Source organism: Streptosporangium sp. NPDC053982 (assembly GCF_055585205.1).
Window position 1 is genome coordinate 129,265 of the sequence record NZ_JBVJKQ010000002.1, and the last position, 17,678, is coordinate 146,942.

At 74.5% G+C, this 17,678-nt stretch carries 16 protein-coding genes and 1 riboswitch; of the genes, 5 read left to right on the plus strand and 11 right to left on the minus strand.

The window, feature by feature from the left end; all coding sequences use genetic code 11:
• The first annotated feature begins 38 nt into the window (after positions 1–38).
• Positions 39–3,770: a cobaltochelatase subunit CobN gene (gene cobN / locus ACZ6W9_RS03405; RefSeq protein ID WP_470116653.1), complete on the plus strand. Its 3,732-nt coding sequence runs from the start codon at positions 39–41 to the stop codon at positions 3,768–3,770.
• On the opposite strand, the gene ACZ6W9_RS03410 is transcribed toward cobN, so the two are convergent.
• The 9 genes from ACZ6W9_RS03410 to ACZ6W9_RS03450 all read right to left on the minus strand — a co-directional run bounded on the left by ACZ6W9_RS03410 (position 3,725) and on the right by ACZ6W9_RS03450 (position 12,861).
• On the minus strand, positions 3,725–5,140 hold the full coding sequence (locus ACZ6W9_RS03410; protein WP_470116654.1) for a cobyrinate a,c-diamide synthase: 1,416 nt from the start codon (positions 5,138–5,140) through the stop codon (positions 3,725–3,727). The genes cobN and ACZ6W9_RS03410 overlap by 46 nt on opposite strands.
• Positions 5,134–5,730 (minus strand): cob(I)yrinic acid a,c-diamide adenosyltransferase, encoded by a 597-nt coding sequence (gene cobO, locus ACZ6W9_RS03415; protein WP_389961619.1) that lies wholly within the window; start codon positions 5,728–5,730, stop codon positions 5,134–5,136. Before cobO ends, ACZ6W9_RS03410 begins: the two co-directional genes overlap by 7 nt.
• Before the next feature lies 1 nt (position 5,731).
• Positions 5,732–7,828 carry a magnesium chelatase subunit D family protein gene (locus ACZ6W9_RS03420; RefSeq protein WP_389961618.1) on the minus strand — a complete coding sequence of 699 codons (2,097 nt, stop codon included), beginning with the start codon at positions 7,826–7,828 and terminating at the stop codon, positions 5,732–5,734.
• Positions 7,825–8,409, minus strand: a complete 585-nt coding sequence (locus ACZ6W9_RS03425; RefSeq protein WP_470116655.1) for a histidine phosphatase family protein — start codon at positions 8,407–8,409, stop codon at positions 7,825–7,827. The genes ACZ6W9_RS03420 and ACZ6W9_RS03425 overlap by 4 nt, the downstream gene beginning before the upstream one ends.
• A gap of 5 nt (positions 8,410–8,414) precedes the next feature.
• Positions 8,415–9,203 (minus strand): CbtA family protein, encoded by a 789-nt coding sequence (locus ACZ6W9_RS03430; RefSeq protein WP_470116656.1) that lies wholly within the window; start codon positions 9,201–9,203, stop codon positions 8,415–8,417.
• A gap of 8 nt (positions 9,204–9,211) precedes the next feature.
• Positions 9,212–9,403 carry a CbtB domain-containing protein gene (locus ACZ6W9_RS03435; protein WP_362940179.1) on the minus strand — a complete coding sequence of 64 codons (192 nt, stop codon included), beginning with the start codon at positions 9,401–9,403 and terminating at the stop codon, positions 9,212–9,214.
• Positions 9,404–9,405: 2 nt separating this feature from the next.
• A riboswitch (adenosylcobalamin (AdoCbl) riboswitch) is annotated at positions 9,406–9,553 on the minus strand.
• 36 nt (positions 9,554–9,589) lie between these two features.
• Complete coding sequence (locus ACZ6W9_RS03440) at positions 9,590–10,534, minus strand: ribose-phosphate diphosphokinase (RefSeq protein WP_389961611.1); 945 nt, start codon at positions 10,532–10,534, stop codon at positions 9,590–9,592.
• A gap of 41 nt (positions 10,535–10,575) precedes the next feature.
• Entirely contained in the window at positions 10,576–11,589 is a 1,014-nt protein-coding gene (locus ACZ6W9_RS03445; RefSeq protein ID WP_470116657.1) for a lytic transglycosylase domain-containing protein, read from the minus strand.
• 219 nt (positions 11,590–11,808) lie between these two features.
• Positions 11,809–12,861: an ABC transporter substrate-binding protein gene (locus ACZ6W9_RS03450; RefSeq protein WP_470116658.1), complete on the minus strand. Its 1,053-nt coding sequence runs from the start codon at positions 12,859–12,861 to the stop codon at positions 11,809–11,811.
• A gap of 245 nt (positions 12,862–13,106) precedes the next feature.
• Between ACZ6W9_RS03450 and ACZ6W9_RS03455 the strand changes: the two genes are divergently transcribed.
• From ACZ6W9_RS03455 to ACZ6W9_RS03465, 3 genes are all read left to right on the plus strand, one after another.
• Positions 13,107–14,144: a FecCD family ABC transporter permease gene (locus ACZ6W9_RS03455; RefSeq protein ID WP_389961605.1), complete on the plus strand. Its 1,038-nt coding sequence runs from the start codon at positions 13,107–13,109 to the stop codon at positions 14,142–14,144.
• Between the two features lie 182 nt (positions 14,145–14,326).
• Entirely contained in the window at positions 14,327–15,319 is a 993-nt protein-coding gene (locus tag ACZ6W9_RS03460) for a FecCD family ABC transporter permease (RefSeq protein WP_470116659.1), read from the plus strand.
• A 138-nt stretch (positions 15,320–15,457) separates the two neighbouring features.
• The gene (locus ACZ6W9_RS03465) at positions 15,458–16,198 is read left to right on the plus strand and encodes a hypothetical protein (protein ID WP_470116660.1); all 741 of its coding nucleotides are present in this window, start codon (positions 15,458–15,460) and stop codon (positions 16,196–16,198) included.
• Positions 16,199–16,364: 166 nt separating this feature from the next.
• Here the strand turns inward: ACZ6W9_RS03465 and ACZ6W9_RS03470 are convergent, their stop codons facing one another.
• Together ACZ6W9_RS03470 and ACZ6W9_RS03475 are read right to left on the minus strand one after the other, a co-directional pair.
• Positions 16,365–16,565: a hypothetical protein gene (locus tag ACZ6W9_RS03470; RefSeq protein ID WP_470116661.1), complete on the minus strand. Its 201-nt coding sequence runs from the start codon at positions 16,563–16,565 to the stop codon at positions 16,365–16,367.
• Positions 16,562–16,741 (minus strand): hypothetical protein, encoded by a 180-nt coding sequence (locus ACZ6W9_RS03475; RefSeq protein ID WP_470116662.1) that lies wholly within the window; start codon positions 16,739–16,741, stop codon positions 16,562–16,564. The genes ACZ6W9_RS03470 and ACZ6W9_RS03475 overlap by 4 nt, the downstream gene beginning before the upstream one ends.
• 107 nt (positions 16,742–16,848) lie before the next feature.
• On the opposite strand from ACZ6W9_RS03475, the gene ACZ6W9_RS03480 reads away from it, so the two are divergent.
• Positions 16,849–17,613, plus strand: coding sequence for a GntR family transcriptional regulator (locus tag ACZ6W9_RS03480; RefSeq protein WP_389961595.1), 765 nt, complete (start codon positions 16,849–16,851; stop codon positions 17,611–17,613).
• The last annotated feature ends 65 nt before the right edge of the window (positions 17,614–17,678 follow it).

Consider the following 17,678-nt stretch of genomic DNA (forward strand, 5'->3'; position numbering starts at 1 on the left):
CCGCGACCGGGGCGAGGACCCCGAGGGAGGACATCCCCGTGCCCACAGTCCTTTTGCTGTCGACGTCCGACACCGACCTGCTGAGCGCGAGGGCCAGCGGTGCCGGCTACCGGCTCGGCAACCCCGCCAGGCTCCTGACCGACGACGTCCCCGGCCTCGTGGAGGGCGCCGACCTGGTCGTGGTGCGCCTGCTGGGCGGGCGCCGCGCCTGGGAGGAGGGCCTCGACGCGCTGCTGGCCGGGCCCCGGCCGGTCGTCGTCCTGGGCGGCGAGCAGGCCCCCGACGCCGAACTGATGGAGCTGTCCACCGTCAGCGGCGGCGTCTGCGCGCAGGCGCACTCCTACCTGGCCCACGGAGGCCCCGCCAACCTGGCCGAGCTGCACGCCTTCCTGACCGACACCGTGCTGCTGACCGGCCGGGGCTTCGAACCGCCCCTGCCGGCCCCGGCCTGGGGTCCGCTGGAGCGCGAGGCGGCGGACACGACCGGTCCGGTGATCGGGGTGCTCTACTACCGGGCCCACCACATGGCGGGCAACACCGCCTTCGTCGAGTCCCTGTGCCGGGCCGTCGAGGCCGCGGGCGGCCGGGCGCTCCCGGTCTTCTGCTCCTCGCTCCGCACGGCGGAGCCCGGCCTGCTCGAAACGCTGCGCCGGGCCGACGCGCTGGTCGTCACCGTGCTGGCGGCGGGCGGCTCCAACCCGGCGGCGGCCGGCGCGGGCGGCGACGACGGGGCCTGGGACGTCGGCGCGCTCGCCCGGCTCGACGTCCCGATCCTGCAGGGTCTCTGCCTGACGAGCAGCCGGAAGGCGTGGGAGGAGAACGACGACGGCCTCTCCCCGCTGGACGCGGCCTCGCAGGTGGCGATCCCGGAGTTCGACGGTCGGATCATCACCGTGCCGTTCTCCTTCAAGGAGATCGACCCCGACGGCCTGACCGTCTACGTCGCCGACCCCGAGCGGGCCGCCCGGGTGGCCGGCATCGCCGTACGGCACGGCCTGCTGCGCCGTACCCCGCCCGCCGAGCGTCGCCTGGTGGTGATGCTGTCGGCCTACCCGACCAAGCACTCGCGCGTCGGCAACGCCGTCGGCCTCGACACCCCCGCCAGCACCGTGCGCCTGCTCGCCCGCCTCGCCGAGGCGGGCTACGACCTGGGCGAGGGGTTCCCGGGGGTGGCCGAACAGGACGGCGACGCGCTGATCCACGCCCTGATCGCCGCCGGGGGCCAGGACCCCGACTGGCTGAGCGAGGAGCAGCTCGCGGGCAACCCGATCCGCATCGCCGCCGCCGACTACGCGGAGTGGTACGCCACCCTTCCCGGGGACCTGCGTGAGGGGATGGAGCGCCACTGGGGGCCGCCCCCCGGTGAGCTGTTCGTGCACGAGGGCGACATCGTGCTGGCCGCGCTGCGCTCCGGGAACGTGGTCGTGATGGTGCAGCCGCCGCGCGGCTTCGGTGAGAACCCGATCGCGATCTACCACGACCCCGACCTGCCGCCGAGCCACCACTACCTGGCGGCCTACCGCTGGCTGTCGTCGTCCTTCGGCGCGCACGCCATGGTGCACGTGGGCAAGCACGGCAACCTGGAATGGCTGCCGGGCAAGTCCGCGGGCATGTCCGCCTCCTGCGGCACCGACGCCGCGCTCGGCGACCTGCCGCTCGTCTACCCGTTCCTGGTCAACGACCCGGGCGAGGGCACCCAGGCCAAGCGGCGGGCGCACGCCGTCCTGGTCGACCACCTGGTGCCGCCCATGGCCAGGGCCGAGACCTACGGCGACATCGCCCGGCTGGAGCAGCTGCTCGACGAGCACGCCTCCATCGCCGCCATGGACCCGGCCAAGCTCCCCGCCGTCAGGGCGCAGATCTGGACGCTGATCCAGGCGGCCAGGCTCGACCACGACCTGGGCCTGACCGACCGGCCGCACGACGCCGAGTTCGACGACTTCCTGCTGCACGTCGACGGCTGGCTCTGCGAGGTCAAGGACGCGCAGATCCGCGACGGCCTCCACGTGCTCGGCCAGGCCCCGGAGGGCCCGGCGCGGGTGGACCTGGTACTGGCGATGCTGCGCGCCCGGCAGATGTGGGCGGGCGCGCGGACGCTGCCCGGCCTGCGTGAGGCGCTCGGGCTGGCCGAGGACGGCAGCGCCGCGCTGGGTGAGGTGGACCGCGTCGAGGCGGTGGCCAGGACGCTCGTCGAGACGATGGAGGAGCGCGGCTGGGACCCGGCCGCCGCCGCCGAGGTGGCCGGCACCGTACTCGCGCCCACCGGCTCCACCGAAGCCAGAGCCGAAACCGAAGCCGGAACCGCGGACGTCGAAAGCGCGGACGTCGGAACCTCGGGAGTCGGCACCGCGAACGTCGGAACCTCGGGAGTCGGCACCGCGAACGTCGGAACCTCGGACGTCGGAGCCGGGGACCGCGTCCCGCTCGTCACCCGCGTCCTGGAGTTCGCGGCCACCGAGGTCGTGCCCCGGCTGAGCCGTACGACGGACGAGATCGGCCATGTGCTGCACGCCCTCGACGGCGGTTACGTGCCCGCCGGACCCAGCGGTTCGCCGCTGCGCGGCCTGGTCAACGTGCTGCCGACCGGGCGCAACTTCTACTCCGTCGATCCGCGCGCGGTGCCCAGCAGGCTCGCCTGGGAGACCGGGCAGGCCATGGCCGACTCTCTGCTCGAGCGCTACCGCGCCGACCACGGCGAGTGGCCGCGCTCGGTGGGCCTGTCGGTGTGGGGCACCAGCGCCATGCGCACGGCGGGCGACGACGTGGCCGAGGTCCTCGCCCTGCTCGGCGTACGGCCCCGGTGGGACGAGGCGTCCAGGCGCGTCACCGGTCTGGAACCGGTTCCGCTGGAGGAGCTGGGCCGTCCCCGGATCGACGTGACGGTGCGCATCAGCGGCTTCTTCCGCGACGCCTTCCCGCACGTGGTCGTCCTGATCGACGACGCCGTGCGGCTCGTCGCCGGGCTGGAGGAGGACGACGAGGACAACCACGTGCGCGCCCACGTACGCGCCGAGGGCCACGGCGACGAGCGCCGCGCCACGCTGCGCGTCTTCGGCTCGGCGCCGGGGGCGTACGGCGCCGGGCTGCTGCCGCTGATCGACAGCCGCAACTGGCGCGACGACGCCGACCTGGCCGAGGTCTACGCCGTGTGGGGCGGCTACGCCTACGGCCGCGACCTGGACGGCGTGCCCGCGCGTCCCGCCATGGAGAGCGCCTACCGCCGCATCGCGGTCGCCGCCAAGAACATCGACACCCGCGAGCACGACATCGCCGACTCCGACGACTACTTCCAGTACCACGGCGGCATGATCGCCACTGTGCGGGCGCTGACCGGCAGGGCTCCGGCAGCCTACGTGGGCGACAGCACCAGGCCCGAGGCCGTCCGCACCCGGACCCTCTCGGAGGAGACGTCGCGGATCTTCCGCGCCCGCGTGGTCAACCCCCGGTGGCTGGCCGCGATGCGGCGCCACGGCTACAAGGGGGCCTTCGAGCTGGCCGCGACCGTGGACTACCTGTTCGGCTACGACGCCACCACCGGGGTCATGGCCGACTGGATGTACGACAAACTCGCCGAGACCTACGTGCTCGACCCGGAGAACCAGGCGTTCATGGCGCGGTCCAACCCCTGGGCGCTGCACGGCGTCGCCGAGCGCCTGCTGGAGGCCGCCGAGCGGGGCATGTGGGAGCATCCGGACCCGGACATCCTGCGTGGTCTCCAAGAGGTCTACCTCAAAACCGAGGGCGACCTGGAGGACGACACCAGCCGCTGAGCCGCCTCCGGCGCGCCCGCCCAGTGCAGGTGCAGGTAGGAGGCGGTCAGGAGGGCGTCGCCGTAGCCGTCGGCGCCGCCCTCCCAGCGGAACAGCGGCTCGCCGGGCGGGTCCACGGCGGTCCGGTGGAACTCGTGGCCGCGGTAGCGCTCGCCCGGACGCGTCAGCAGGGACGGCCCGGCCACGGCCTCCCGGTAGCCGAGGGTCAGCCTGGGCGTCATCCGCGCACCGGCCGGGACGCGCCCGCACATGCGCCTGCCGTCGAGCTCCTCGCACAGGTAGAGCAGCCCGGCGCACTCGGCGGCGATCGGCCCGCCGAAGGCCGCGACCTCGCGGCGCAGCGCCTCGTTGGCCGCGAGCTCGGACGCGTAGACCTCGGGGAAGCCGCCGCCGATGACGAGGGCTCCGGCCCCCTCGGGCAGGCGCTCGTCGCGCAGCGGGTCGAACACGGCCACCTCCGCCCCGGCCGCGCGCAGCAACTCCACGTGCTCGGTGTAACCGAAGGTGAAGGCGGCCCCACCGGCGACGGCGACGACCGGCCCGGACCGCGGGCCCCGCGCGGCGGCCGGTCCCGCGCCCCATCCGGCCGCCCGGGTCGTGGCCGCCGGGGCCGTGGTCACGGAGCCCGCCGCTTCCGGGGCGCCGGCCGGTTCCGGCGGCGTCCAGACGGGGCCGGGCAGCGGGGGCGCGCTCGCGGCCAGCCGTACCAGCGCGTCCAGGTCGCAGGAACCGGCGACGAGCCCGCCCAGCCGGGCGACCGCGGCGGCCGCCTCCCCCGCGCGTTCGGCCGCGGGGACGAGCCCGAGGTGGCGGGACGGCGTCTCGACGGCGTCGTCGCGCCGGAGCGCGCCCAGTACGGGCGCCACGCCGGCCAGTGCCGCCCGGCACATCTCCTCGTGCCGGGCGGAGCCGACCCGGTTGAGGATCACACCGCCCACCCGCACCCGCGGGTCGAAGCCGGCGAAGCCGTGCACGAGCGCCGCGACGGACCGGCTCTGCCCCGCCGCGTCCACGACCAGGACCACCGGCGCGTCCAGGAGCCGGGCGACGTGCGCCGTCGAGGCGAAGTCCGTGCCGCCCCGGCCGTCGAACAGCCCCATGACCCCCTCGACGACGGCCAGGTCGGCGCCGCGGGCGCCGTGCCGGAACAGCGGCGCGATCCGCTCCTCGCCCACCAGCCACGGATCGAGGTTGCGTCCCGGGCGCCCGCTGGCCAGGGCGTGGTAGCCGGGATCGATGTAGTCGGGGCCCACCTTGTGGGGCGAGACCCGCAGGCCCCGGCTCCGCAGCGCGGCCATCAGGCCGGTGGCCACCGTCGTCTTGCCGCCGCCCGAGGCGGGCGCGGCGACGACCAGCCGGGGCACTACCACTCGATGCCCTTCTGCCCCTTCTGCCCGGCGTCCATGGGATGGCGGACCTTGCCCATCTCGGTCACCAGGTCGGCGGCCTCGACCAGCCGTTGCGGGGCGTCCCTACCGGTGATCACGACGTGCTGCGCGCCCGGCCTGCCGGTGAGCGTCTCCACCACGTCGTCGAGGTCCAGCCAGCCCCATTTGAGCGGGTAGGTGAACTCGTCCAGCACGTAGAAGCGGTAGGTCTCGGCCGCCAGGTCGCGTTTGATCTGCGCCCAGCCCTCGCGGGCGTCATCGGAGTGGTCGGCGCCCGGCCGCTGGATCCACGACCAGCCCTCGCCCATCTTGTGCCAGGCCACCGTGCCGCCCTCGCCGCTGTCACCCAGGACCCGCAGCGCGCGTTCCTCGCCCACCCGCCACCTGGCGGACTTCACGAACTGGAACACCCCGACCGGCCAGCCCTGGTTCCAGGCGCGCAGCGCCATCCCGAAGGCCGCGGTGGACTTGCCCTTGCCCGGCCCGGTGTGGACCATCAGCAGCGGCCGGTTGCGCCGCTGCCTCGTGGTCAGGCCGTCGTCCGGCACGACGTCCGGTTTTCCCTGGGGCATCTCACACCGCCTTCCGGTGGTCGCGGACCACCGATCCGAGGTCCTCCAGCGGTACGGCGGGCGCGCCCAGCAGGGCCGCCAGCCGCCGCGCCAGTCCGAGCCTGACCGGACCGCTCTCGCAGTCGACGACCACGCTCGCCACGCCCCGCAGCGACCCGGCGGCGCGCTCCACGTCCCCTCCCGCGGTCGCCCGCCCGTCGGTGACCAGGACCAGCAGCGGACGGCGCGCGGGATCGCGCACGCCCTCCAGGCGCAGCACCTCCGCGGCCTTCGCCAGCCCCGCGGCCAGCGGGGTGCGGCCCCCGGTCGGAAGCGTCCGCAGCCGGGCCGCGCCCGTCTCCACGGACGACGTCGGCGGCAGGTCCAGCCGGGCCGAGCCGCCCCGGAAGGTGACCAGGCCGACCTTGTCCCGGCGCTGGTAGGCGTCCAGCAGCAGGCTCAGCACGGCGGTCTTCACCGCGGTCATGCGTTTCCTCGCGGCCATCGAGCCGCTGGCGTCGACCACGAACAGGACGAGGTTGCCCTCCTTGCCCTCGCGGACCTTCTCCCGCAGGTCGCCCGCGCGCAGCACCAGCCCGGCCGACCGCCGTCCCCGCCGTGCCTGGTGCGGGGCCGCGGCCAGGAGGGTCGCGGGCACGTGCAGGTCACGGGCCCTGCCCTCCGGCAGGCGGGAGCCGGTGCTCCGGCCCCGCCCGGTGCGGGCCCGCGAGCGGCGTCCGGCGGCGCCTTCGCCCACACCGGGTACGGCCAGCAGGCGCACCCGGTACGGCGCGGCGGCGCCGGCCGTTTCCAGGGAAGGGCGTCCGGGACCCGGGACGACCGGTTCCGAGCCGGGTCCGGCCTGTGCCGGACCCTGAGAGGCCCGTCCCGGATCCGTCGCGGACGGGTCCGGTCCCGGTGCGGCCGGTTCAGGACCCCGATCAGCCGGTTCCGGCCCCCGGCCGGCGGACTCCCCCCGGCCTTCCGGGTCACCCGGGCCGGGTTCGGGGCGCCTTCCCGGTTCCTCCGGGCCGCCGCGCGGACCGGTTTCCGGAGGCGTTCCCCCCGGCGGTCCGGGGGGCGGCTCGTCGTCGTCCCCGGAGGTCCGTTCCAGCACCTCCTCCAGCCTGTCCTCATCCAGTCCCGGCGCGTCGAACGGGTCGCGCCGCCGCCGGTGCGGCAGGGCCAGCCGCGCCGCGGCCCGGACGTCCTCCACCTCCACGGCAGTCCGGCCGTGCCAGGCCGCGTGCGCGATCGCGGCGTGGGCGGCGACCAGATCGGCGCGCAGGCCGTCCACCTCGAACTCCGCGCAGACGGCCGTGATCTGCCGCAGCCGGGCGTCGGGCAGGCGGACCGAGGCGAGCAGTTCGCGCGCCGCGGCGATCCGCCCCGCCAGCTCCGCCTCCCGCCCGGCCCACCGCTCGGCGAATCCGGTGGGCGAGGACTCGAAGGCCAGCCTCCGGCGGACCACCTCGGCCCGCTCGTCCGGATCGCGCGACGCCCTCACCTCGACGGTCAGCCCGAACCGGTCGAGCAGCTGCGGCCGCAGCTCGCCCTCCTCCGGGTTCATGGTGCCGACCAGCAGGAAGCGGGCCGCGTGCCGTACCGACACCGACTCACGCTCGACGTAGCAGGTCCCCAGGGCGGCCGCGTCGAGCAGCAGGTCGACCAGGTGGTCGTGGAGCAGGTTGACCTCGTCGACGTAGAGCACCCCGCGGTGCGCGGCCGCCAGCAGACCCGGCTCGAACGCCTTCACCCCTTCGGTGAGCGCCCGTTCGAGGTCCAGCGAGCCGACCAGCCGGTCCTCCGAGGCGCCGACCGGCAGTTCCACGAGCGACGCCGCCCGCCGTACCCGCTCCGTGTCCGGAGCGTCCGGAGCGTGCGGGCCGTCGGGGCAGCCGGGGTCGGGCGCGGCCGGGTCGCAGGCGAAGCGGCAGCCGCGGACGACGTCGACGGCCGGAAGCTGGGCCGCCAGGGCCCGCACGATCGTCGACTTGGCGGTGCCCTTCTCTCCGCGCACCAGCACCCCGCCCACCCGTGGGGAGACGGCGTTGAGGATCAGCGCCAGCTTGAGGTCGTCGAGGCCGACCACGGCGCTGAAGGGATAGGTGACGGTCAAGTGACGACCTTCCGGTTGACGTGGGCGACGCGCCAGCCGCCGCGTACGGGGACGAGTTCGGTGGTCGAGAGCGGCGCCACGTCGAACCGCGCGGTCGCCGCCGGGCCGAGGCCGAGCGCGTGGCCCAGCGCCGCCCTGATGACCCCGACGTCGCAGATGACGACGGCGTCGGCCGCGGCGGCGTCGAGCCACCGGGCCACCCGGGCGGCGAGACGGGCCAGGCTCTCCCCGCCGTGCGGGGCCGCCTCCGGGTCGCCGAGCCACGCGGCGAGACCGCCCGGCTCCGCCTCGGCGACCCGCGCGTACGGCAGGCCGCGCCAACGACCGGCGTCCGCCTCGGCGAGCTCCGGCGCGTCGAGCGCCTCGCACCCGAGGGCGGCGGCGGTCTGCCGCGCGGCCGTGACCGGCGCGACCCAGGTCACGGCCGCGGTCCACGCGGGGGCCGGGCTCCCCGCCTTCCGCGGTCCCACGGCCTTCCGCAGGCTCGCGGCCTTCCGCAGGCTCGCCGCGTCGGCGGGCTCGTCCGTCGGGAAGCACGCCGAACGCGTGCCGGGCGTGCCGGCCTGCCGGAGGAACAGCATCCCGTTCAGCCGCTCGACGCGGCCGGCGAGAGCGCGGACCGCCCCGCCACCCGGTCACTGACCCAGCCGAACAGCACACCGAAGGCCGTCCAGAAGACGAGTTGCGTGCCCAGCGAGACCAGCCGGAAGTCCCACAGCAGCGAGGCGGGGAACCCGCCGGGAACCTCGTCGACCGCCGGCAGCAGCAGCCACGCCGCGACGACGGGCACCAGGAACGCGACGCCGGCCGCAACCCGGCGCTGCCATGGTCCGGCGGTGACCCTTCTGGCGGTGGCCACCGCCACGGCCACGGCCGCCAGCCCGACGATGATCATCACCACGTACAGGGCCGTCCGGCTGTTGATCGTCTCGGGGTCGCCCACCGCCGGTGGGTTGGCCGGATATTTCAGGAAAGGCACGAGAATGACCGCGACGAACGCCGTCGCCGCCGCGGCGAGCGCCAGCGCGCCGTCACCGCGGGGCCCGAACCGGCCGCGCAGGCCGGCGAACACGAGGGCGAACACCCCGCCCGCGGCCAGGCCGTACAGCCCGGTCGCGAGGAAGAGCCCGGCCTTCTGCACGGGCCGGCTGACGACGGCCCCCTCACCGTGGTCGTGTCCCGCCGCCCCGGCGTGGTCGTGACCGGCCTCCCCGGCGGACGCGGGCCCGGTTCCGGGTCCGGCCGCCGCCGCGGCCTCCTCCAGGGCGATGGCGGCGTCCACACGCGGTTCTCCGAGGACGAAGGCGAACGCGCCCGCGACGAATCCGGCCAGGAGCCCTACGAGCAGGCCCCTGACCAACAGGGTGCGGATCATTTCCGCCCCTAGTGACAGGGCACGCCGAGCAGATGCCGCCCGTCGTGCATGAGTTCGTGAAGGAACGTGCCGGTCTGCGAGATCGCGCCGTTGTCCATCAGAACCAGGTAGGCGATCAGCAGCAGCACCGGTACGGCCAGCAACAGCCAGGGGCGCAGGCGCGGCAGGGGTATCGCGGAAGGAGCGGAGATATCGCTCATCAGTGCCTCCTCAGGGATGACGCGTCCCGGTCAGTGAGGTCACGATCGCCCGAGCGACCTGGCTCCCGGGATCTCAGTCCCGGATACAGTGGCGCGTCCGCACCGGCATCTCACCGGATTTCCCTCGGACAACCGTGAAATCTACCGGAACGTATATCTTTCCCCCGATAACGTCAACAGCCGCGATCAGGAGGCGTCGAACAGGGCGCTGACCGACTCGCCGTCGTGGATGCGGCGCATGGCCTCGGCGAACGCCGGGGCGACCGACAGGACACGCAGCTTGGACCCGGGCGCGGCCTCGGGGACCGGCACGGTGTCGGTGCAGACGATCTCCTCGACCTCGGGCCGGCCGCCGATGCGGTCCACGGCCCCGGCGGTGAAGAGACCGTGCGTGCAGGCCACCCGCACCGAGCCGGCCCCGAGGTCGCGGAGCCGGTCGAGCAGTTCGAGCACGGTCGTCCCCCGCGCGATCTCGTCGTCCACGACGATGACGTCCCGGCCCGCGACGTCGCCGATCACCGAGCCGATGACGACGCGGTCGTCGCTGAGCCGCTGCTTGGCGCCCATCGCGACGCCGACGCCCAGGAGCCGGGCGAAGGCCGCGGCCTGCTTGGCGTAGCCGAGGTCGGGGGAGACGGCGACGGTGTTCGACAGGTCGTACCGGCGGAAGTACGCCGCCAGCTCGCGCAGGGCGTGCAGGTGGTCCACCGGGACGCTGAAGAAACCGTGCACCTGCGGGGAGTGCAGCGCCATCGTGAGCACCCGGTCCGCCCCCGCGGTCACCAGCAGGTCGGCGACCAGGCGTCCCCCGATGGAGATGCGCGGGGCGTCCTTCTTGTCCGACCGGGCGTAGGCGTAGTGCGGCATCACCACGGTCGTCCGGGCCGCCGAGGCACCCCGGGCGGCGTCCAGCATCAGGAGCAGCTCGACGAGGTTCTCCTGGACCGGCGGGACGAGGGGCTGGATGATGAAGACGTCCCGCTCCCTGCAGTTGGCCTGCAGCTGCGCCTCCAGGCAGTCGTTGGCGAAGCGGGTGACCCGGACCGGGTGCAGCGGCGTCCCGAGGTGGGAGCAGATGCCGGCGGCCAGCCGGGGGTGGGCGCCGCCGCCGAACACGGTGATGTCTCGCACTGACCCGCTCCTCATCCGCTTCCAGACCCGGCGGCGCCGGGTCAGGGGCCGCTGATGCGGCGCTCGCCCTTCGTGGTGATGACGAACACCTGCCAGTTGTAGTACGCGTAGTAGTTGCGCGGGTCCCGCTTCATCTGACGGGCGTGCAGCAGGATGGCGTCGACGTACGCCGTGGAGTGGTTGTAGGCGTACAGCGCCCGCCGGTAGTCGCGGGGCGCGCCCGAGGCGTGGAGGTAGTTGGCGGCGGCCATGACGGCGTCCCCGGGGTCGTGGATGTCGCCGCCCATGCCGTACGCCTTCCACGTGCCCGGCATGAACTGCATCGGGCCCTTCGCCCCCACGTAGCTCGGCGAGCGCACCCGGCCGAACTTCGTCTCGGCGAACATCACCGACGCCAGGACCTCCCACTCGACGCCGAACCGCCGCTCGGCCTTCTTGAAGTGGCCGAGGAGGGCGGAGGCGGCCGGCGGCTCCTCGATGCGGAACTTCGAGGCGTCCTTGACCGGGTGGGCCAGCGCCAGCAGCCCGCGGATGGCGGTCGTGTTGTCGCGGGCCTCGGCGGCGAGCCGGGCCGGCAGCCGGGCGAAGGCGCGGGAGGCCACACCGGGGTTGCGGGCGGTGAAGCGGTAGATCCGCTGCTGGTACAGCGCCTCCAGCACGACCGCCCGCGGCGGGCGGCCCTTCGCGGTCCCGCCACCGGTCCCGCCGGTCCCTCCGCCGGTCCAGTCGTCGACGGCGTCGTGGAGCCGCCGCGTGGTGGTCTCCAGCGCCCTGGCGAGCTTCGCCGGGTCCCGGGGGATCGGCTCGCCGGGGGCGGGCAGGTCCGCCTCGTCCGGCGACGCGGCCCGTCCACCTGCTTCCCCGCCCTCCCCTCCGGACGGCGAGGACCGCGGGGCCGGCGAGGTGCGCTCCGCGGCGGACGCCGGGGCGGACGGGGCCACCGCGGCCGTGCCCGCGGGGTCCGTGCCGCAGGCGGCGAGCGCGGCGACGGCGAGCAGCGCGGCCCAGGGTGCGAGGCGCGCCCGGCGCCGGCCGATCTCCGTACCGCTGTCCATGACGGACAAACTACCGTCACCGGGTCGATGGATCACGGAAACCCGGCGGACGGCCCGGCGCGCCGCAGGCCGGGCGTCCGGGACCGCGTACGGCGGGCGTCCGGGACCGCGTACGGCGGGCGTCCCGGGTGCCCGCGGGCGCGCCGGACCGCCCCGGCCGGACGCCGTGGCCGTACGGCCGGGCTTCCCGGTGCTCCGCCGTACAGATGTCCGCGCGGGTCAGCGGACCTTCTCGGCCTCGCCCACCGACTTGGCCAGGTTCTCCAGCAGGGGAGCGGCGCCCGCGTACGAGAAGCGGGGCACGGTGTCCCAGGAGGCCACCTGACCCGCCTTCACCGCGGGCAGCCGGGTCCACGCGGGCTTGGAGGCGAGGTCCGGAGGCTGCAGGGCGGTGGAGCGGTTGTCGAGGAGGATCAGGTCCGCGTCGTACTTGTCGGCGTTCTCCCAGCTCAGACTCTCGTAGTAGCCGCCGGTGTCGGTCTTCTCCGGGCGGACGACGTCCACCCCGAGTTCGGCGAAGTACATCAGGTCGGTGTTGACCTCGGGGTTGGAGACGTACATCAGGTCGGGGCTTCCGGAGACGGCCATGACCTTGATCCCGGAGTTCCCCGCCGCCGCGCGGCGCAGCGACTCGGCGGCGGCCTCGAAGCGGGCCTTGGCGGCGATGACCTCCGGTGCGCCGAGGTCGGCGCCGAGCGACGCGGCGAGTTCGGCGTATCGCTCGATCGGCTCGGGGAGGGGGACCCGCGCGACCGTTATGGCGACGCTGGGCGCGAGCTTCAGGATCTTGTCCTTGCTCTCGTCCGGGACGTACCAGAGGGCGCCGGGGTCGTACATGTGCGTGACCAGCAGGCCGGGCCGCAGCGCGGCGTACTTCTCGATGTCGAACTCGCCCCAGGCGTTGCCGAGGATCTCCAGCCCGCCCACGTCCAGGGAGCCGGCCTGCGGGTCGGGCGTGCCGTCCTTGCGGACGGTCTCGCCGAAGACACCGACGATCTTCTGGGAGAGGCCGAAGTCGGCGAGGGCCGCCGCCGTACCGGTGAAGGCGACGACGCGTGAGGGGGCCGCGGCGGCGGTGACCGCCTGCTTCCGGTCGTCGGTGAAGGACCACGATCCGCCCGCGGCACCGTCTCCGGTTCCGGAGGGCGCGGCGGACGAGGGCTTCCCGTCGTTCCCGCCGCAGGCGCCGAGCAGGACGCCCAGGGCGGCTGCGCCGCCCGCGGTGAGGAGCCCGCGGCGGGACATTCGGGGGATGACCCCGGGATTGGGCATGATCCGGCCTTCTCTCGTGAGTTCGGTTAGGCTAACCTAAAGGAGATTTTGGTTAGGTTAACCTAACCTGACCGGAGGGGACACCGCACCGGCCCCCGAGGAACGCCGCACCCGCCCTGCCCACCGTCCCCGCCGCCACTGCCGCCCTCGTCGCACCGGAGCCCGCCCTGCCTGTCACCGAACCCGCCGAGGTCCCGCCGGCCGCGTCCACCGGGCCGGCCGGGTCCGCCGCGACGGACCGGCGGGTGGCCCGGAGGCGCGCGCCCGGAACCGGGAAGGGAGCCCGGAACGGGACCGGGAACGCGGCGCGGGCCGCCGGTCTGGCAGGCGCCGCCCTCGTGCTGCTCGCCGTACTGGTGCTCAGCGTCGGGTTCGGCGCGAGGCAGCTCTCCCCGTCCGAGGTGTGGCAGGGGCTCGTGGCGGGAGACTCGGCGGCGTCCACCGTGGTGCACGGGATGCGCCTGCCGCGCACCCTGCTCGGCCTGCTCGCCGGAGCCGCCCTGGGTACGGCCGGCGGCCTGATGCAGGCGCTGACCCGCAACCCGCTCGCCGACCCCGGACTGCTGGGGGTGAACGCCGGCGCCTCGGCCGCGGTGGCCACGGCAGCCGGTTTCCTCGGGGTCGCCACGTTCGACGGTTACGTGTGGTTCGCGCTGGCCGGAGCCGCGGCCGTCGCGCTGCTCATCCACACGGTCGGCGGCGGGCGCGGGGCGACCCCGGCCCGGCTGGCGCTGGCCGGCGCCGCCCTCAACGCCACGCTCTACTCCTACGTGAGCGCGGTGATGCTGCTGGACAGCGGCTCGCTGGAGCGGATGCGCATGTGGACGGTCGGCTCGCTGGCCGGCGCGCAACCCGTGACCGTCGCCAAGGTGCTGCCGTTCATCGGCGCGGGCCTGCTGCTCGCCCTGGCCCTGGCCCGTCCGCTCGGCACCCTCTCGCTCGGCGACGACACCGCCCGCGCGCTGGGCGTCCGCCCCGCGCGGATCCGCACGGTCTCGATCGTGGCGGTCACGCTGCTGTGCGGGGCCGCCACCGCGGCCTGCGGGCCGATCGTCTTCGTGGGACTCATGGTCCCCCACCTGGTACGGGCGGTGACCGGCCCGGATCTGCGCTGGCTGCTGCCGTACTGCGCGGTGCTCGCGCCGGTGCTGCTGCTCGGCGCGGACGTCCTCGGCCGGGTGGTGGCCCGGCCCGGCGAGCTGCAGGCCGGCATCGTGACCGCGGTGCTGGGCGGCCCGTTCTTCCTGTACCTCATCCGCCGGACCAGGACGGCGCAGCTGTGATCTCCGCCCGTTCCGCGCGCGGCGGCTCCGCGAACGACCCGCGACCGGCCGGGGACGCCTCCGCAACGGCCCCGGACGTCCCCGCGGCGGCCCCGCGAACGACTCGTGGCGGCTCCGCCATCGGCTCGCTCCCGGTCCGGAGCGGTTCGGCGGCCGTCCTGCGGTTCCCGGGGGACCGCTCGGTGGCCTTCCGGCCGCGGGCCCTGGTCGCGGGCGTCTGCTGGGCGCTGCTGGCGCTCGCCGCCGCCGCGCTCACCCTCGGCGGCGGTGACGACCCGATGACCCCGTCCGACGTCCTGCGGATCCTCACCGGAGGCGGCACGCCCGCCGAGGACTTCATCGTCAACGAGCTCCGGCTGCCCCGCCTGGTGACCGCCCTGCTCGTCGGCGCCTCCCTGGCCCTGGCCGGAGCCCTCCTCCAGTCGCTCGTGCGCAACCCGCTCGGCAGCCCCGACCTGCTCGGCCTCACCCAGGGCGCCAGTGCGGGGGCGCTGCTCGCGGTCGTCGCGGGCGGCGGCAGCGTGGCGCTCGCGGCCGGGGCGGCCGCCGGGGGCGTCGCCACCGGGGCCGTGCTGCTCGCCCTGACCTGGCGCAACGGCGTGCACGGGTACCGCCTCGTACTGGCCGGCATCGGCGCCGCCGCCATCCTCACCGGCGTCAACGGCTACCTGATGACCCGGGCCCAGCTCATGGAGGCGGCGCGCGCCCTGCTGTGGATCACCGGCAGCCTGGACGGCCGGGGCTGGAGGGACGCCCTGCCGCTGCTCGTCGCCATGGCCGTGCTGGTCCCGGTGGCGCTCGGCTGCGCGCGGGCTCTGGCGGTCGCCGAGATGGGCGACGACGTGGCGCTCGGCCTCGGCGTACGGCTCGGCGCGCTGCGCCTGACCCTGTCGGCGGCGGCCGTGCTGCTCGCCTCCTTCGCGGCGGCCGCCGCCGGACCGGTGGCCTTCGTGGCGCTCACCGCGCCCCAGCTCGCCAGGCGGACCACCCGTACGGCGGGCCCAGGCCCGCTCGCCTCGATGTTCGCGGGCGCGGCCCTGCTGCTCTGCGCGGACTGGGCCGCGCAACGGCTGTTCGCCGATCGTCAGCTCCCGGTCGGCGTGCTGACCGGCCTGCTCGGCGGCGGATACCTCGTCTGGCTGCTCACCGCCAGGCGGAGAGCAGGCCGTATATGACCATTTTTCAGCTTTTAAGACGGAATGATGGATACCCACGGGGGAGGACCGATGCCGCTGACCGCTCCGCCGGAGCCCCGGACGTCGCACGAGGGGAGTACGGTTCCGCCTGCCGCCCTGCCGCCTCGTGAGGGAGAGATGTCACCGCTTGAGGGAGGCATGATCCCGCTGCCCGCCCTGTCGGAGCACCTCCGCGAACTGGCCGGCGAGCGGGGAGGCGTCCTGGGGGTGCCGCCCGGTCTGGTGGCCGACGGCTCCCCGGGATGGATCCCCGTCCCCGAGCTGACGCGGGAGCCGTACGGGCCGCTGCTCGCCCTGGTGGACGAGACGGCGGAGCGGTGGAGCGCGCCGCGGCACGTCGCCGCGGCCCTGCTGTGGAAGACCTACACCTACTGGCACACCCTGCCGATGGTGCTGGGCTGGGCGCTGGAACGCCGCGTGCCGCTGATGCGCCTCGCCGACACGCTGGTCAGGCCGTCGGACGCCGGGGTGACGATCGCGGCGGCCACGGGGAGCGCGGTGACCGTCGCGGTGCTCCCCGGCGACCCGCTGGCCGGCGCCCCCGGGACGGTCGTCGTCCCCGGCCTCGCCTCCGCCCTACGGGACGCGCTCCTCGACGGCCAGCACCCCCTGATCCGCGCCCTCTGCACGCAGACCAGGCTCGGTGAGCGCACCCTGTGGGGCTCGACGGCCGAAGCCATCGCCCACCCGCTGCTGCCGCTCGTCCCCCGGGACGACGTGACCCGGCTGCTCGCCGAGATGGGCCCGCCCGTGGACGGCCTGCTCGTCCCGGACGGCGACGGCTACCGCCGCCGCACCTGCTGCCTGTGGGTCACCCTCCCGGACGCCGACCCCTGCTCCACCTGCTGCGTCAGATAGCCCCCGGATGCCGCGCCCGGCCGGACGTCCGATGTGGCCCGCCCCGAGGGGACGCGGGGCGGGCCGGCCCGGTCACGCCTGGGGGTACCGGCGTGCCGGGAGCCTGTGATGGGCCCTTATCCCGCTCACAGCGCCGGGGGTCTGGAGCAGTGGTGACAGGCTGAGGTCAGAGGGTGTCGACGACCGGCGACTCTTGATGAGGCGTCGGCTCGTGCTTGCCGGTGGTCTCCGGCTCGACACAGGGCACACGGTCGGTGTCGAGGTCCCAGCGGCCGACCCGCCGCAGGTGGACAGGACCGTTCGGCCCGACCCTGCGCTCCGGCTCGCAACCGCGGTGGCGGCACTCCAAGGGGAGCTGAGCCTTCATGGCTTCTCCGCCTGTTCGTGCAGGGCGATGGCGAGCTTCCCGGGATCGTCGCCATCCAGGATGCGGTCGTCGATCAGGATGACGGCCGACTCGGGCGCGTCGACGAGGTGCCGCTGTCCGTCCTGCCACCCATGGGACGAGCAGGCACGACGGACCGGAGCATGAGGGACGGGCATTTGAAATCCAAACTCAGTCTTGTATACCTGAACGACATGTTCGTATACGGAGTTTCCTGATCGTGTACGCTCCCGTCAAGCCAGATACGAAGATTGGGAGGGGGAGCGTGACCGGTCGGACACACGCCTACCTCCGCGTAGCCGATGACCTGCGAGATCGCATCCGCTCAGGACAGTTCAAACCGGGCGAGAAGCTACCATCGCAGCGGCTTCTCGCCGAGGAGCAGGGTGTCTCAGAGATCCTCATCCGCCGCGCGCTCGACATCCTCCGCAACGAAGGTCTCATCGAATCCCGGCAGGGATCGGGCAGCCGTGTCCGCATCCGCCCACCGGTCCGCCGGCTCTCCATGGATCGCTATCTCGCCGACGCCACGGGATCGATGGCCAACCCGCAGACGTCGTTCACGCACGACGCGGGCATCACCTGGTCGCAGTACCGCCTCGACAAGGCGTTCGCGTGGATCGAAGCGGATGAGCGACTCGCCGGTCTGTTCGGCGTCGCGACCGGAACCCGCGTGCTGGAGCGCAGATTCGTGTTCTACGCCGGTGACGAGCCGTCGCAGCTGTCACGCTCCTGCCTGCTGGCGTCCGACGTCGAGGGGACGCCGCTGGCGGACCCGCGCAACGAGCCCTGGCCCGGAGGCAACACCGGGCAACTGCGCAGCCTCGGCATCGAGGTGACCCGGATCAAGGAGACGACCGCGGTTCGCATGCCGGCGCCGGAGGAGGCGGAGCGACTGCGGATCGGTTCCGGCGTACCCGTGTTCTCCATCACCCGGCATACCTACTCGGGCGAGCGCGTCGTCGAGGTCGCCGACCCCATCGTCGTCCCCGGTGACCGCGCTGTACGGGTGGACGTCATGGACCTGTAGCCCCGGATACGCGAGGAGGCCCGCCCCGGGACGGGGCGGGCCTCCTCGCGTATCATCCGCCGACG